Origin of the sequence: Enterococcus sp. HMSC072F02 (assembly GCF_001837725.1) — a bacterium.
Classification (GTDB): Bacteria; Bacillota; Bacilli; order Lactobacillales; family Enterococcaceae; genus Enterococcus_B; species Enterococcus_B lactis.
Map to the genome: position 1 here is coordinate 1 of NZ_KV833879.1, position 15,060 is coordinate 15,060.

14 protein-coding genes and 2 pseudogenes are annotated in these 15,060 nt (G+C 39.0%); 2 read left to right on the top strand and 14 right to left on the bottom strand.

Going from position 1 to position 15,060, the window contains the following annotated elements:
• Positions 1-148 precede the first annotated feature (148 nt).
• Positions 149-292: a hypothetical protein gene (locus HMPREF2731_RS14950; protein WP_002329838.1), complete on the bottom strand. Its 144-nt coding sequence runs from the start codon at positions 290-292 to the stop codon at positions 149-151.
• Between the two features lie 284 nt (positions 293-576).
• On the bottom strand, positions 577-1,602 hold the full coding sequence (locus tag HMPREF2731_RS00240; protein WP_070872049.1) for a saccharopine dehydrogenase NADP-binding domain-containing protein: 1,026 nt from the start codon (positions 1,600-1,602) through the stop codon (positions 577-579).
• 658 nt (positions 1,603-2,260) lie between these two features.
• On the opposite strand from HMPREF2731_RS00240, the gene HMPREF2731_RS00245 reads away from it, so the two are divergent.
• A complete protein-coding gene (locus HMPREF2731_RS00245; RefSeq protein WP_070872051.1) occupies positions 2,261-2,620 on the top strand; it encodes an iron-sulfur cluster biosynthesis family protein in 360 nt (119 codons plus the stop codon).
• Positions 2,621-2,692: 72 nt separating this feature from the next.
• Here the strand turns inward: HMPREF2731_RS00245 and HMPREF2731_RS00250 are convergent, their stop codons facing one another.
• Both HMPREF2731_RS00250 and HMPREF2731_RS00255 read right to left on the bottom strand, forming a co-directional pair.
• Positions 2,693-3,511 (bottom strand): Cof-type HAD-IIB family hydrolase, encoded by an 819-nt coding sequence (locus HMPREF2731_RS00250; protein ID WP_070872053.1) that lies wholly within the window; start codon positions 3,509-3,511, stop codon positions 2,693-2,695.
• Between the two features lie 412 nt (positions 3,512-3,923).
• Complete coding sequence (locus tag HMPREF2731_RS00255) at positions 3,924-4,355, bottom strand: GNAT family N-acetyltransferase (protein ID WP_002293556.1); 432 nt, start codon at positions 4,353-4,355, stop codon at positions 3,924-3,926.
• 100 nt (positions 4,356-4,455) lie between these two features.
• Here HMPREF2731_RS00255 and HMPREF2731_RS00260 point away from each other — a divergent pair, with 100 nt between their 5' ends.
• The gene (locus HMPREF2731_RS00260) at positions 4,456-4,755 is read left to right on the top strand and encodes a hypothetical protein (protein ID WP_002293555.1); all 300 of its coding nucleotides are present in this window, start codon (positions 4,456-4,458) and stop codon (positions 4,753-4,755) included.
• Between the two features lie 44 nt (positions 4,756-4,799).
• On the opposite strand, the gene HMPREF2731_RS00265 is transcribed toward HMPREF2731_RS00260, so the two are convergent.
• From HMPREF2731_RS00265 to HMPREF2731_RS00315, 10 genes and pseudogenes are all read right to left on the bottom strand, one after another.
• Positions 4,800-5,450 carry an aspartate/glutamate racemase family protein gene (locus HMPREF2731_RS00265; RefSeq protein WP_002332339.1) on the bottom strand — a complete coding sequence of 217 codons (651 nt, stop codon included), beginning with the start codon at positions 5,448-5,450 and terminating at the stop codon, positions 4,800-4,802.
• A gap of 868 nt (positions 5,451-6,318) precedes the next feature.
• Positions 6,319-7,613: pseudogene (locus HMPREF2731_RS13905) on the bottom strand (ISL3-like element ISEfa11 family transposase).
• 185 nt (positions 7,614-7,798) lie between these two features.
• Positions 7,799-8,191 (bottom strand): OsmC family protein, encoded by a 393-nt coding sequence (locus HMPREF2731_RS00280; protein ID WP_002307605.1) that lies wholly within the window; start codon positions 8,189-8,191, stop codon positions 7,799-7,801.
• Positions 8,188-9,078 carry an ATP-binding cassette domain-containing protein gene (locus HMPREF2731_RS00285; RefSeq protein WP_002316738.1) on the bottom strand — a complete coding sequence of 297 codons (891 nt, stop codon included), beginning with the start codon at positions 9,076-9,078 and terminating at the stop codon, positions 8,188-8,190. Before HMPREF2731_RS00285 ends, HMPREF2731_RS00280 begins: the two co-directional genes overlap by 4 nt.
• The gene (locus tag HMPREF2731_RS00290; protein ID WP_016628348.1) at positions 9,078-9,956 is read right to left on the bottom strand and encodes an ABC transporter ATP-binding protein; all 879 of its coding nucleotides are present in this window, start codon (positions 9,954-9,956) and stop codon (positions 9,078-9,080) included. Before HMPREF2731_RS00290 ends, HMPREF2731_RS00285 begins: the two co-directional genes overlap by 1 nt.
• Positions 9,957-9,959: 3 nt before the next feature.
• The gene (locus HMPREF2731_RS00295; protein ID WP_002314376.1) at positions 9,960-10,790 is read right to left on the bottom strand and encodes an ABC transporter permease; all 831 of its coding nucleotides are present in this window, start codon (positions 10,788-10,790) and stop codon (positions 9,960-9,962) included.
• A complete protein-coding gene (locus tag HMPREF2731_RS00300) occupies positions 10,790-11,749 on the bottom strand; it encodes an ABC transporter permease (RefSeq protein ID WP_002307597.1) in 960 nt (319 codons plus the stop codon). The genes HMPREF2731_RS00295 and HMPREF2731_RS00300 overlap by 1 nt, the downstream gene beginning before the upstream one ends.
• A 72-nt stretch (positions 11,750-11,821) precedes the next feature.
• A complete protein-coding gene (locus HMPREF2731_RS00305) occupies positions 11,822-13,402 on the bottom strand; it encodes an ABC transporter substrate-binding protein (protein ID WP_002314378.1) in 1,581 nt (526 codons plus the stop codon).
• A 51-nt stretch (positions 13,403-13,453) separates the two neighbouring features.
• Positions 13,454-14,284, bottom strand: coding sequence for a MetQ/NlpA family ABC transporter substrate-binding protein (locus tag HMPREF2731_RS00310; RefSeq protein WP_002307592.1), 831 nt, complete (start codon positions 14,282-14,284; stop codon positions 13,454-13,456).
• 256 nt (positions 14,285-14,540) lie between these two features.
• Positions 14,541-15,032, bottom strand: a pseudogene (locus tag HMPREF2731_RS00315) (PLP-dependent transferase); the annotation flags it as partial.
• Between the last annotated feature and the right edge of the window lie 28 nt (positions 15,033-15,060).

Sequence of the window (15,060 nt, forward strand, 5' to 3'; positions counted from 1 at the left end):
TTTTTCTGTCTAGTTAATTGTAGCCTATCCATTTGTACTAGATACTCACTATCAGTAGCTTCTTGTAAAACAGATTTTAGGATTACAATTTAAAATTCATTTACTTCCTTTTTAGGCATTTTTACTAAGAAGAACAGTGGGCTTTTGCCTACTGCTCTTCCTCTTTATCCAATCCCGCAATCTTTCGCTGTTTCCGATTAGATTCTTCAGCTACCCACTGTAAAACAGTCATAAACTCTTTTCGAGTAGCCTTTTCTTCAAATTCTCCATAGCTGCGATTATATTTTTTCATTATTTCCTCAGCTTCTTCTCTTTCAATCAAGTAACTTCACATCCAATTCGTTTTAAGTATAAGTGTCTCGCAATATAAGGTCGATATCTGTCACAGCAAGAACTATTATTGTAATCTGGTTGATATAGAATTTTATTACTATAGAAAAAATTAAATACTATAATTTAATCTAAAAAAGCTATTGCATACTACAACATATTTGTTGAAATGATAGAATAAAAGAATAATTTTAACAAATTAGAGAAGCTTGTTTCCATTTTTCATAGTGTAAAAAGTTTTTCAATTTATTCTGTGGCTGATAAACGTGGAAGCTGACTTAGTATCTCCGACATGGTAGTTAGTTCTGTTAAATGGTAATGCCCATTTGGTAATGTCTCTATTAAAATTTTGTTCGCAACAAATACCGGGATTTCTGCAGTCATTTTTGCTTCTTCTTCTCCAAAGAGAACAATTTTTTCAGGATCTTTAACTTGTCCATTTGATACTTTTACAACAAAAGAACGATCTCCGACTAATCCTAGTTTCATGAACCATACGGGGCTCTTTATTACTCTTGGATTTTTAAAAAGTCTTGCTAGTCCAACTTTTTTTATTGTTCTTAACAATGCAGTCAACCAATTTTGATCCAAACCGAGAAATGTTACATAATTGCGTGAAGGATCTGCAGAAAAAAGTAAATGCTGATCGGCAAAGCCAAAGTTAGCACTGCGACGCTTCCCAAATGGTGGTCCAAAATCCGTTTTTCGACTATAGACAAAATTTTCAATTGGTTGTGCCCATTTAGGATGTATATACGTACGATTTAATTGCTCAAAGGTCCATCTTACTGCTGCTTCACCGTGACGATCACCTATTCCTAAAAGGACATCAATTACTATCATTTGAGCAGATGGCTCTTTCTTAGTGTACGCGGCCGCGGCTAAGTTGGTAACACCAGGTGCTAACCCTAAACCAATGACTCTCTTCCTTTTTTCAGGAATGGGTAGCAAATTAACTTTTTTCAAAAAATCACTATTGGCACTGATATCCAAATAATCAATTCCTAATTTTTGACATTGTTCGACAAACTGGGTATCCGTTTGGTCCAAACAAACAATTACCATATCAAGATCAGCAAGTTTTTCAGGAATAACAAATTTATTCAAGTCTACTTCACTCTGTTCTAGAATGGGTAAAAATTCTTGGGCAAATACTTCCATTTTTTTTAAATTTCTTCCCATTAAAACAACGAAATACCCATGATTTGTTAACTCTCTAACATTACCTTTTCCAACCTGTCCATGACCGCCAACTACTGCTATCGTCTTCATCTTTCTTCTCCTTTATCTACCAAGTTAATTCATTTTTACCGATAGGCTAAATCGTATAAAAACTAACCACTTTTAATCATTATTTTATTCTTAGTTTTATGTGAGATAAATTAACCATTTTAAGTTTACAAATGTAATCAATTTCTATTACTTTATAAGTATCGTTTACATTCGTCAACGATAGAGCTTGAAATATTTTTATTTGAAAATTTTGTATTTAGATGATTATGAACTAATACAGTGTCGGAGGATACTTATGTATTTAAACTAAACTATTTTAGAAAAACCAGTAATCCTTTGAATTTTCTATTGGAAAATGAAGTAAAATATTATAAGAATAACCTTTAAAGTTGGGCAACTATTATTCAAACATCTAAACATACTCCTAAGAGAAATAGATATATAATAGACTAAGGAAGCGTTTTAAATATTGTAGAAAATAGAGAAAATTTATCAGATCTTCGGTTTAATTTTTACAGCGTTAATCGCTCTTGATATGAATGAGCTCTGATAAAGCCGAAGTAAATTGGCGATTTGAAAAGTTCAATTATTTGAGAATAGAATATTTTTTATATAGAATTGAGTTATAGTTAAGGGGGAATAGGTGTGTTAAATAAAATGTCAATTTCAACTGTGGAAGTCGATGGTGGTCGTGAAAATGAGCGATAATTTATTTTTAGAAGTACAACCAGAAGTATTTAAGCAAGTACCTCGTTTAAAGGATGGATTCTTGTTAACTTTAAATGATGGCTCTAATCAATTTTCTTCAGCAGAGGGATGCTGTATGATTGGTGATCGTTTTTTATTAGTTTCCACACAACATTATATTCCAGCATATGATTTAACAATACCTTGCGAAGAAGCAACAGTTAAAACATCTGAATACGATACTACCTTTATTAATGGGCATTTAGTATTAGAGGTAACTCCATCAAATCAAACAATTCGTTTAAAGAATGAAAGTGGTATTTTAGATAGCAATGTCCAAGTCTATTTTGACTCATCAGACGCTTCGTAAATCTATTCTAAATATAGTTTTAAAACCTCGAATATTTCTTATATCGAGGTTTTTTGATGAATTACCTAGTGTTTACGTGTTAGGGAACAATCGATCGAGCGTCACTAAAACACCGTCTTCGTCATTTGAAGGACATTGATGCTTAGCAACTTGCTTAACAGCTTCCGTTGCATTATCCATTGCATAACTCAGACCACAATACTCCAACATCTCAATGTCATTGCCCCCATCTCCAAAAGCAACGCACTGGTCAGGATTAATCCCCAAGCGCTCAACTAACATTTTCAAGCCGAAAGTTTTATGGCACTCAGAAAGAATCAAGTCTACAGAACCATGACCACTACTGGTAGGTACTAATAGCCCGGCTAATTTTTCACGGAACAATTCAACGTAAAATTCGGTTTTTTCAACAGGCATAGTCGGAGCAAATTTTAAAATTTTATCTTGAACTTCTGCAAAATCAGCTACCCATTCTAATCTAGGGTAATAGATATTGGTTAGATCAAAAAATGCTTGACTCACCTTTCCTCTTTCACAGTAGGCACTATTCAGACCACACATCACATTTTTTACTTCAGGATAGTCTTTACATAAATCAAGGACCACCTCGATCGCTTTTCTAGGCATATCGGCTGAAAATAGTACCTCTGTTTTATCTTTAACAAAAGCACCATTTTCAGCAACAAAACTTAATTCATCATAATAATTTGGAAATAACGATCTCAATTGGTAGTATTGATTTCCACTTGCAACAACAAATTGACAATCAACAGCTTTCATTCGCGATAAAACAGCCTTGAACCTTGGGATATCGTATGTGTAATCAGTACGAGCAAATGTTCCATCCATATCTACTGCTACCAACTTTAGATTATGAGGATTCTTATTCATAAAAACACTCCTGTCGCCTTTGATATCTTCATTATATTGAAAAAGTATTCAGACCTAAAGCACCTATTTTTCTTACTCCGTTAAAAATAAGAACATTTCTAATTTCAGTTAACTATCTAGATACATACAAGCCATTTTTTGTATTAAAAGCTACCGACCTGTCTTTCTCCTAACCCACAGGTCAGCCTAAATCAGTGTTGACATAAGATTATTATCATTTTTACTTTAACTGATTTTCTATAACTGGTACATCCTTGGTCAGCTAGTATCATAAGTTGATCCTAAGATAAGCACCTTATTACTGAATGTAATACACAAATTTGATCTGGATAATTCATAACCTAGAAATAGGCCATCAAAATAAAAATATTACTTTTATTCATGTTCAATCAGGTAATAAACCATTCATGAATTATTTTTTTACTAAATGCGTTATAGGGTATGGTTTACCAAAACCATCTAAGTCTTCTTCAGATTCAATTTCAAATCCATGGCTTAAATAAAAATGTTTTGCATATTTATTTTGACTATTAACATCAATTCTTTTTATATCTTCAGTTTCAATCAGCTCAATTAATATTTGACTACCATATCGCTTACCAATAAAATCTGGATCAAGAAATAGCATAACTAATTCTTCTGCACTTACACCACTAAAACCGACAATTTCTCCGTTATCTTCCCATAAATAAAGTTTAACCTCATCTAAGTTCTCAGGAATGATTGCTTTATAAAAATTAAAATCTGCTTCAGCTAGAAAATCATGGGTTTGCTTTACTGACTTCTCCCAAATTTCTAAAACTAATTTATAATCATTTTTATTTGCTATTCTTTTGTTTAACATGCTCTTATTCCCCTTTTCTTATAATTTTAACTTTATTTGCAAGCATAGTTAGTCAAACATAAAGCTACCGCTATATTTTATTTAAAAAGGAGAATTCGTAATGACTAAAATCTATTTTATGCTTACTTCTAATAGTGGCGTTGGTTCTACCACAATATTTGCGACCCGCGCTAGACGTAACATTGATGATCTTTTAGCTTTTTTCTCTCAGTATTATGACGTATCAGCAAATTATACCAAAGATAAGGATATGATTGATCTATTGGTGCTACCAGAGCCCTTTGGACCGTTTAATAATGAGCGTAATTTGCCGGTCATTCAGATTCCGACTATTTTATTTTTGGAGAGAGACTTTGAAAAAATAAAAACACACATTGATGCTTATTTGGCTAAAAAATAAAACAAAAAAATCCTAAGTTATTGTCTGTGTCAAACCAATGCTTATTAAAGTATTGATTTGACTTTTTCTATTAATGCATCATCTGGATTGATACAAGGAATTCTCGTTCTGGACTGATATTCTGTAAGAAAATAAGGAAAATGAGTACAACCGATCAAAATCGCTTCGACTTGATTTTTCATAAAAAAACTCATTGAATCCGTCAGTCCAAATTGTTCTACAATAATACTAGGGTGGATCTTTGCTTCCACCGCATGTACCCAATCCAGATTCGTGACATTATAAACTCGTATTGTTGAATGGTGCTGCACTAAAACACTTTCTATTCCAGCCGCTCCTTGACCATTAGCGGTCAACACACCAATACGCTCGTGTTTTTGAGCCAAATCCGCATATACTTGAAATGGTGTGATAATCTTCATTGAATATTTCTTAGCCAGAAAATCAAAATCAATCGATGCACTCAGTGAATTACAATAAACCAACAGTAAATCAATTTTTTTACTCTGTAGATCTTTTATTTTCACTTCAATTTGGTGCATCTTTTCGAAGACTGGAAGTGTTTGGAAATAGGTCTGTTGAGCTGGATTTTCTGAAATAGGTACTTCTAACAATTCACAGGAAATTTCGTTCAATAGATCAGCTCCCATCCTAGTATCAATAGGTGTTCCCGCCATTACAGCCACTTTAGGCATACTGATCATTCCTTCAAAATGAATTTTTGCCTATTATACTCTAAAAATCAAATTTGAAGAATAGCGATCCGGAAGTTAAACTGAAAATTCTAAAGTAATTCTTTGATTTATTTAGATTCAACTTAACATCTTTAGTGTACTAATAAAAAATTCGCTCAATATTTCTAGCTATACTTTATATCCCAATATACATAAGCTTCCCTATTTTTACAGGTTACAAGTGAAAATTAAACTGCTTATATTGATTGCATTTAACTACTAAGGATGATGCTTGTTGTTAGTATGTCAGAAAAATCCAACAGTATAGTTTTGTCAGCACATTCATCATTCTTTCCTGTAAAACAAAAAGAGAGTAGACCTATTCTTCCACTTCATCATCGTTATCTAAAACAGCAATTTTCTGCTGTAAAATAGTCATAAATTTTTTCTAGTAGCCTTCTCTTTAAACTCATCATAATCTCAATTATCTTTTTTTAAGATTTGCTCAACTTTTTCCCTCTTGATTATTGCAATTCACACCTTATAAAGTTTTAAACTAATGGGAGACGTCATCTAGCTTAACTTATAGTCCCTGCTCCGTTTAATCTACACTTGTTATCTTGTATTATTGATAAAAGATAGACTAGTTACGGATTGAAATTAGGTTGCAATTCTAAAAATCCAGTAGTCTAAAATCATGCTTATTAATTTACAATATCTTAAAAATGGGTTTTAACTTAATAACAGAAAAAATTATTCATGGGCGAAAAAATGATTAGGATGGCGTAAAAGTTAAAGATCTTAGTAGGCTCTTTGTCAATAAGGACTAATGAGTTGTGCAAAATCAAATCTGAGTCAGAATGAACCACATTCTGGCTCAGATTTTTTGTTATCTTACATTGATTAATTGATTGATCAAAAAGATTCTAATTCTCATGTTCTCAAATGATTTAAATCCGTAGGATACTCGTTTCATTGTCTTTATGTGGGTATTCTTCGCTTCTATTTTTCCATTGGAATAAGGATAGATCATTGCGTTGGTGATGCCTTCTTCATAGGTCAGAAGGTTTTGAAGCTTTTCCCGAAAGCTGTCATCTAACGTTTCGGGAAGTTCTGCCAATAAGGAGACAAATAAGTCAGGTCTTTGTCTCGAAAGGCTTCAACTAATTCATGAAAAAAGGGATACGCCTCCTTTAGGGGCGGAGAAAACTCAAGCAATCGATCAATCATCATTGCTTCAGTAAGAAATGGGTATTTTGGTGCTCGGAAACTTTTCCATGTTTTTTATTCATAATGGTTGATGTTTGCACGATTTTTTAGCAAAAAGCGCCAGTTCTTTTTCAGTTTTTCTGCCTGGCTTTTCTGTCCGGCTTTACGAAGTTCATTCATTTCACGGATACGCAACTCATTGAACGCTTGATTCATGTGTTTGACAATATGAAACCGATCAATCACGACTTTCGCATTTGGCAGAACACGTTTGGTGAGCTGGAAGTAGGCGGCGTTCATGTCTGTCACCAAGAATTCTACTTCTTCTGGATTGGTACAACCTAAGAAATAGCTTGTTAATCGAGGTAATTTACGCGTAGGCAAAACATCTATTAATTTTCCTGTTTCGCCATCTGCACAAATAAAGCTCATTTTATCTTCTATAGAAGCATGCGAACGAAATTCATCAACCATCAATACTCTGGGGAGAATCTTCTTAGATTGCTTTGGTAAATAGCTTTTAAACTCTTTCAATGTACGAATAACGGTGGTCAAAGATACCTGACAGCTTTTCGCAATAAAAGATAAAGATACTTTTTCAGTCAGTAAAGAAGCAATTTTATATCTAACATGATTTGCGATTGAATGTCTGGGTTGGACAAAATAACTTTGAGCAGTCCAATGGGTGCGACAGTTTTTACAGGTATAGCGCTGCTTTTTTAGGCGCATAACCAAAGGCATATGATTTTATTGTTCAAAACGGACAATCGTTTCCTTCTTCCCATTTTTCACTATAATTGCTTTCCCGTTTCCATCTACCACAGTAGAACCACAACTTCTACAAGCACGAGGAGTAGGCGAGAGAACAGCATCGACGACCAACGTCTTTTTCTTCTGAAGGGTCTCGTAAGAGACCTCTGTAATCATCAAATCTTTCTCTATTATTCTCAGCATTTTTTTGATAGAATCATTCATATAGCATATCGTCCTCTCAGTTGTTTATTTTGTGGTGATTTAATCATACTAGAGAACGATATGTTTTTTAATACCTAAAATGAAAATGGGGCTGAAGAATCAATTCTGATTCATCAGTCCCATAAATTATAGAGCCAAAAGACTTTGTACGCCTATTGGTTTCAGGCACACAAAGTCTTTTTCGATTAAATAAACGTCACCGTTTCCGTCACTTCGATCGCTGGATCTAATGATTGGATCACGGGGCAATTTGGTGAAACGAGTTTTAGGCAACGGGTCGCTTTGTCATGGTCGGCTTCAGCGATTTTCGCATAAAACTGAATGTGGATGGCACTGACTGGTTGGGCTTTTTTGTTGTCGTCTCGGTCATAGCTGACTTCGATCTTTTCGATTTCTGCTGTGATTTTTGAATTCTCTAAGACGGATGCGTATACATAGCCACCGCAAGCAGCGACCGCACTCACCAGCATTTGGACTGGCGAATAGCCTTTTTCCCGTGCTAACACCCAATTGCCAGTTGGGGTCGTCATTTCAAGTTTGTCGCTTCCTTGATGGATCGTCAATGTTTCTACTGTCATCGTTTTTCTCTCCTCACAAAATGATCTGGTTCAACTTCGACCCATTCATACAATGGTGTCAAAGTAATCGTGCTTTGAATCTCCGTTTGTTCCATCGCACCTCTTGCTAACACAGGATCAGCGATCGGCGCTGCTGCTAATAATTTCTTCGTGTAGGGATGCAGCGGATTGTCAAACAAACGGTCGGTGGGTGCCAATTCAACTAGTTTCCCTTGATACATGACGGCTGTTCGGTCACTGATATGACGAATCACGGACAAGTCATGGGAAATGAACAAATAAGACAATGAAAACTCTTTTTGCAAACGCAGCAGCAATTGGATGATCTGAGCCTGAATGGAGACATCTAATGCCGAAGTCGGTTCATCACACAAGACGAACGCCGGGCGATTGACCACCGCACGAGCGATACCGATCCGTTGCCGTTGTCCGCCGCTGAAACTGCGGGGCAGTTTATGGACATCATCACCCGTGATCCCGACGATCGCTAAGATTTCTTTGGCTTTCGCTCGGGCAGCATCTTTCGTTTCATGATACAACGGCTCCATCACCAGTTCAAGTGCCGTCATGCGGGGATTCAATGATGAATACGGATCTTGGAAAATGATCTGCATTTGCTGATACGCTGCTTTGCGATCTTCTGCCGTCAATGCTGTTAGCTCTTTGCCTTCAAAGAAAATCTCCCCGCTTGTTAAAGTCTCTAAATTTAAAATACTGCGTCCTAAAGTGGTTTTCCCACTCCCAGATTCCCCTACTAGCCCCAATGTCTCGCCCCGATGGATCGTTAGACTGACATCTTCGACCGCTCGGACTTCACTGACAGTGCCGCGCCAGTTTTTGCTGCGAAAGGTTTTCGTCGCATGTTCTACGCGAATCAGTTCTTCCATTATTCTGTCACCTCCTGATTGCACCAAACGCGATGGGTCTTAGATAACTGCGTTTCTTGCAACTCATTTGCCAATGTCTCATGATAGTCAAAGACTTTTAATTCGGCATGCTTGTCGCCTAAATGTGCCGCTTGCAATAATTGTTTCGTATAAGGATGCGCAGGTTGATAAAAGATCTCTTCCGTGGTGCCTTCTTCCACGACTCGACCTTGATACATCACTTTAATAAAGTCGCACATTCCTGCAACGACCCCAAAGTCATGGGTCACAAGGACGACGGAAAGCTGGTTCTCTCTTTGCAGGTTTTTGATCAAGGCCAAAATCTGTGCTTGGATCGTCACATCTAAAGCCGTCGTCGGTTCATCTGCGATCAGCAATTTCGGTTGCGCCAATAAAGCCATGGCGATCATCACCCGCTGACGCATCCCTCCTGATAACTCGTGGGGATATTGTTTCATACGTTGTACTGGAAAAGGTATGCCGACTTTTTCTAACTCTTTGACGGCGATTTCTTGAGCTGCTTTTTTCGATATGTTTTGTGAGCGGCGAATCACTTCGATCAAATGATAGCCAATCGTACGCAAAGGATTCAACGAAGTCATCGGGTCTTGAAAAATCATGGCGATCGGTAATGTTCGACGATCGGTCACTGCTGCTCCTTCAAATGTATAACTGGCATAGTGATCGGTCACCTTATCAGGCAAAAGATCCATGACACTTTTCATGGTCATACTTTTGCCACTACCAGATTCGCCGACGATCCCAACCACTTTGCCTTTTGGAATCACTAGATCCAGCTTTTTGACTAACGGTTTCGGACCGGTTTTGCTGTGAAACGTCACATTCAACGCTTCGATCGCTAACAATTCTGTCTTCATCGGTCACACCTCCCTTTGCAAGACATGTTTGATCATGTCGCCGATGTTGTTGAAGGAATAGATGGTGAAAATAACAAAGAGCCCTGGAAGGATCGCCATGTATGGTGCCCGCTGCAAGCTGTTTTGCGCATTTTGCAACAGACTGCCCCACGAAGCCATCGGCTGCTGAATGCCTAATCCGAGGAAGCTCAACGCTGATTCGGTCATGATCGCCCCAGAAATACTTGCGGATGCCGCAACGATCAAGGTTGGCAGTACTGCTGGGAAAACATGCTTCACGATAATACTGAATGAAGAACGGCCGATAAATTTCCCGTAAGCAACATACTCCCGTTCTTTCGCTGCTAACGTTTCACCACGAATCAAACGAGCGATGTTCATCCATGAAAACCCGCCGATCACAATAATGATCGTGGTTAGTCCAGGACGTAAAAAAACGCTCAAAACGATCACTAACACCAGCCAAGGAATCGATGACAACACATCGACGAGCCGCATCAGCAAGTTATCGATCCATCCGCCAAAGTAGCCAGAAACAAGACCGACAAGGGTCCCGATAAACGTCGCAGTGATCATTGCCAAAACACCTACAAACAAGGACACCCGACCGCCGTAGACGACCCGAATAAAGTAATCCCGCCCCACTTCATCAGTACCAAATAAATGAGACCAACTCGGTGGCTGTGACATGTTGCTGACATCCGTTGCATTGGGATCGATCGGGATCAAAGGTGCAACAAGCGATAGAACGATCAATAGGGTCAAGAAAACGACAGAAAAAGTATAGATGGGCGAAGCAAGCATGACTTCACTGATTTTTTTGAAACGTTTCATTACTTGCTCCCTCCTTTACGGATACGTGGATCAACCACGGAATATAATACATCCGCTAACAAATTCCCTAAGATGACCAGTGTTGCTGACAGCAGCATGATCGCCATGATCACAGGATAATCGAGGCTTTTCGTTGCACTCATCAAGTAAGGTCCGACGCCCGGCCAGCCGTAGATCGTTTCTGTGATAATCGCTCCTGTGACCAACATCGGTAACGCCAAGCCGATTTGGGTGACAACGGGAATCAAAATATTGCGACTAATGTGACGACTGAAAATCTGCCATTTGCTGGCGTGGAATGCCCGTTGCACCATTACGTAGTCTTCTGATACTTGCTGAGTCGCTGATGCCCGAATATACCTTGTCAAATCTGGGAAGAAGGCGACAGTCAATGTGATATAAGGCAAAATAAAGTGCTGCAGAAAATCGCCAAAATCCCCTTCTTTGCCGACTGTATACATGCCAATGATCGGGAACATATTCAATAAGTAACCAAATACATAAATCAAGATCATCGCAAACCAGAAGGTCGGCACGGCGATCCCTAGAGATGCTACAGCATCAATGATCCGATCCCAAATCTTTCCTTTGTTGGCAGCGGCTAACAGGCCTAAAATGATCGCCAGCAATAAAGCCGTCAAATATGCAGGGATCACTAGCCGCATCGTATTCGGGATCCGAGTCGCAAGTTCTTGTGAAATGCTGCTTTGAGAAACCAACGAAAAGCCAAGATTACCAGTAAGAACATTTCTGATCCAAAGAAAATATTGAACCAAAAAGGGTTGATCCAAGCCATAGCGCTGCCGCAACAGATCGATTTGCTCTTGTGACATATTCGGTGTCGTGATGGAATCGATCACATCATACGGGGCGATATGTATAAGTGAAAATACGATAAAAGAGATCACAAATAGCAAAGGGATTGCTTGCAATACTCGTTTTGCAATATATCGAAACATAATTGACCTTCTTTCTTTTTCATAGAAAAAAGCTGTGATAAAAAAGATTCCTCTTTATCACAGCCAATGGATTTACTTGATTGTCAATTTAGACATATCTTCGAATGTATAGATTGGAATCAAGCCTGCATCTTCTACATTACCAATTCGGTTATTGACCGCTAAGATTTTCTTGTTGTCAACGATTGGGTAAATGATCGCTTCGTCAGCAATGGCTTTTTGCAGATCATCGTACAATGCTTCACGCTTGTCTGTGTCCAATTCAACTGCTGCTTGCGCAAACAAATTGTCAATGGTTTCGCTATTGCTTTGGAAGTAGTTGGCACTGCCGCCAGTTTCGAATAAACTGCCGTATAAGTCAGGGTCATTCCCCATGATATACCCGCCAAGGAACAGGTTGTATTTCGTTGAATCAGGTTTTTTCAACTCAGTGAAGATCGCAGTACCATCGCCCCCTTCAAGGGTAACTGTAATGCCTGCTTGTTGCAATTGTTGTTGGATCAACGTAGCTTGGATCGTTTGAGCTGGGTCAGTTGAGTTGAACGCCAAGTTCAATGACAAATCAGTGACACCTGCTTCTTGTAAAAGCTCTTTTGCTTTTTCAGCATTTGTTTCATATTTCTCGACATCTTCGGTAACGTATGGATTGTTCGGTGGTAAGAATGAATACGGTGTTGCATAATAGTCTTCATCTAAATACGCTGCTTGATTTAATTCATCTTTGTTCAAAGCAAACAATACTGCTTGACGGACCTTCACATCTTGTAATGCATCTGAATGAGTATTTAAGCCTAAGTATCCGATGCGGTTTTCTGTATAGGGATAAACAGAAATTTGCGTATCATCTAAGTCTTCGATATCTGAAGGCAAAACAACGGCTGCATCAACTTCCCCTTTTTGCAAAGCAACTTTGGCCGTATCAGTACTTTCAATGATCCGCAAGGTCACGTTTTGAATCGAAGGCTTGCCGCCATAATAGTTTTCATTGGCTTCAAAAGTAAAGTACTCACCACGTTTGTATTCTTTCAATTGATATGGACCCGTACCAACTGGTTTTTCAGGCAGTTCACTGACCGAAAAGTCGCTAACATCTTTAAAGATGTGCTCTGGAATGATGTATGTTTCGGTTGCGATATTGCTGATCGCTGCTGCACTCGGTGTTGGCAACACAAATTTCACGGTGTATTCATCCACTTTTTCGATCGCGATCGGCTGGTCGTCGACCCAAAGCGAATCGGCATTGCCGTTTTCTTTTTTGACTTTTTGTTCATACGTGAAAACAACGTCATCGGCAGTAAAATCTTCGCCATCAGACCATTTGACATCTTGTTTCAAATGCACGGTCAATGAAAGGCCGTCTTCCGCCGGTTCCACTGATTCTGCTAACGCATTTTGTGTTGTTCCATCTGCTTCCACTGTAACGAGTGGAGAATAGATCATGTTTGTCACTGTCAAGCCCCAGCGATCACTGGTGTTGATCGGGTTGGTGGACGATGGGTCCCCGCTGATGGCATAAGTGAATGTTGCATCATCGCCAGCACCAGCTGCACTGCTGGTTGCCGTTTCCTCTGTATTTGATCCACCGCAAGCTGCTAGAACGAATCCTAGTCCGACGACGGCAACACTTGCTAAACCTTTTTTCCAATTGATCATTTTTCCATCCTACTTCCTGTTCCTATATAATTATAGTAGATTTTTTGCTTTTTATTCCCAAACAGGGATACTTGATTTCTTGGTAACTTCGTCAATAATTGCTTTTACTTCATCGGTCTGGTAATACGCTACGACCGTTTGATACACATCATTTTCTGCTTCGTCTGCTCGCGCAGCAATGACATTATAATAGGGCGTGGAGGAGTCAGCCACAGGTTCTAAGAAAATCGCATCTTCTGTAGGAACCAAGCCAGCATCGACTGCCATGCCGTTGTTGATCAAAGAGATGTCGACATCGGTCATTGCCCGAGCCGTTTGATTGGAATCAAGCAGCTCAAATTTCAAGGCTTTGGGATTCTCAGTGACATCACTCGTTGTTGGCAGTAACCCTTTTGATTCATCCAAAGTGATCAAACCGGCCGTTTGTAAGAGTAATAGTGCGCGGCTTTCATTTGACACATCATTGGGTAAAGCCACCGTAGCACCATCTGCCAATTCGCTGACATCAGTGATTTTATCGGAATAAATACCAAGTGGGTTTAATGTCGTATACGCAATCGTCGTGTTGGAATAACCACTTTCTTCGTTGACATTATCCATAAAAATTTCCGTCAATGCTGCGTGAAGATCGATAGACCCATCCTCTAGTGCGACGATTGGTTGGCGATAATCGGTGAACTTCACCAGTTGCAAGTCGATATTTTCGTTTTCCTTCAATTCTTCTTGCACATGTTCCCAGGCTTCATTTTGTTCGCCAACGACACCTAATTTGACGACGGTCGTTTCTTCATCCGCTTGGTTGGTGCCACAGGCAGCCAAGCTAAACAAGGCAAGCAGCCCAATCACTCCTGTCGTCAACACATTTACTACATTTCTTTTCATCCCTTTTTTCCCCTTTTGTTCCCTCCTCAGATCAATCGTCCTATTTCCTTTTCGAATGGTCCAACTAGACCAATTTCCCCTCTGTTTCTCAAAACAACCTACTTTTTCAAAGGAGAAATGGTTAATCCCTGTTGCCGTCAACCGAAAACATCGGACTCACCATTCATATGTAGTGTAACTTTATCCTATACAACTAAAACTGTCAATAAAATTACTCTACAAAAGTAAGTTTTTCACTAGCTGATCTGTGGTTGGGTTATTTGAATATCTTCAGTGCATTTTCTAAGTCATCGATCAAATCTTTACTACTTTCGATCCCAATGGAGATCCGTAAAAGATCCGGCGTCAATCCATAAGATTCTCGTACCTCTTGAGGAATATCTGCGTGGGTCTGTGTCGTTGGATACGTGATGAGACTTTCCACACCACCCAGGCTTTCCGCAAAGGTAAAGACCTTTAATGCCGCTAAGAAGCCGCTGATTTTGGTTTCATCAAGCACCCGAATACTGATCATCGCCCCTGCATTTGGGTACAGCACCTCTTTGACCGCCGGATGGGCTCGTAAAAAGCGGCCAACTTCCTTGGCGTTGGCTTCCTGTCGTTCAAAGCGCAACGGCAGCGTCTTTAAACTTCGGATAAATAACCACGTATCAAAGCTGCTCAAGGTCGGGCCTGAAGTATTGGCTAAATAATTCAAGCGCTCCCCTACTTGCGCATCTTTGGCGATCACGGCGCCAGCCAAAAGGTTCTGTTGCAAAGTTTTCCAAAAAATCTAT

Excerpts from the sequence above, each read along its gene's own strand:
- HMPREF2731_RS14950 (WP_002329838.1), bottom strand. The coding sequence starts at position 292 with ATGAAAAAATATAATCGCAGCTATGGAGAATTTGAAGAAAAGGCTACT.
- HMPREF2731_RS00240 (WP_070872049.1), bottom strand. The coding sequence starts at position 1,602 with ATGAAGACGATAGCAGTAGTTGGCGGTCATGGACAGGTTGGAAAAGGT.
- HMPREF2731_RS00245 (WP_070872051.1), top strand. The coding sequence starts at position 2,261 with ATGAGCGATAATTTATTTTTAGAAGTACAACCAGAAGTATTTAAGCAA.
- HMPREF2731_RS00250 (WP_070872053.1), bottom strand. The coding sequence starts at position 3,511 with ATGAATAAGAATCCTCATAATCTAAAGTTGGTAGCAGTAGATATGGAT.
- HMPREF2731_RS00255 (WP_002293556.1), bottom strand. The coding sequence starts at position 4,355 with ATGTTAAACAAAAGAATAGCAAATAAAAATGATTATAAATTAGTTTTA.
- HMPREF2731_RS00260 (WP_002293555.1), top strand. The coding sequence starts at position 4,456 with ATGACTAAAATCTATTTTATGCTTACTTCTAATAGTGGCGTTGGTTCT.
- HMPREF2731_RS00265 (WP_002332339.1), bottom strand. The coding sequence starts at position 5,450 with ATGCCTAAAGTGGCTGTAATGGCGGGAACACCTATTGATACTAGGATG.
- HMPREF2731_RS00280 (WP_002307605.1), bottom strand. The coding sequence starts at position 8,191 with ATGACAGTAGAAACATTGACGATCCATCAAGGAAGCGACAAACTTGAA.
- HMPREF2731_RS00285 (WP_002316738.1), bottom strand. The coding sequence starts at position 9,078 with ATGGAAGAACTGATTCGCGTAGAACATGCGACGAAAACCTTTCGCAGC.
- HMPREF2731_RS00290 (WP_016628348.1), bottom strand. The coding sequence starts at position 9,956 with ATGAAGACAGAATTGTTAGCGATCGAAGCGTTGAATGTGACGTTTCAC.
- HMPREF2731_RS00295 (WP_002314376.1), bottom strand. The coding sequence starts at position 10,790 with ATGAAACGTTTCAAAAAAATCAGTGAAGTCATGCTTGCTTCGCCCATC.
- HMPREF2731_RS00300 (WP_002307597.1), bottom strand. The coding sequence starts at position 11,749 with ATGTTTCGATATATTGCAAAACGAGTATTGCAAGCAATCCCTTTGCTA.
- HMPREF2731_RS00305 (WP_002314378.1), bottom strand. The coding sequence starts at position 13,402 with ATGATCAATTGGAAAAAAGGTTTAGCAAGTGTTGCCGTCGTCGGACTA.
- HMPREF2731_RS00310 (WP_002307592.1), bottom strand. The coding sequence starts at position 14,284 with ATGAAAAGAAATGTAGTAAATGTGTTGACGACAGGAGTGATTGGGCTG.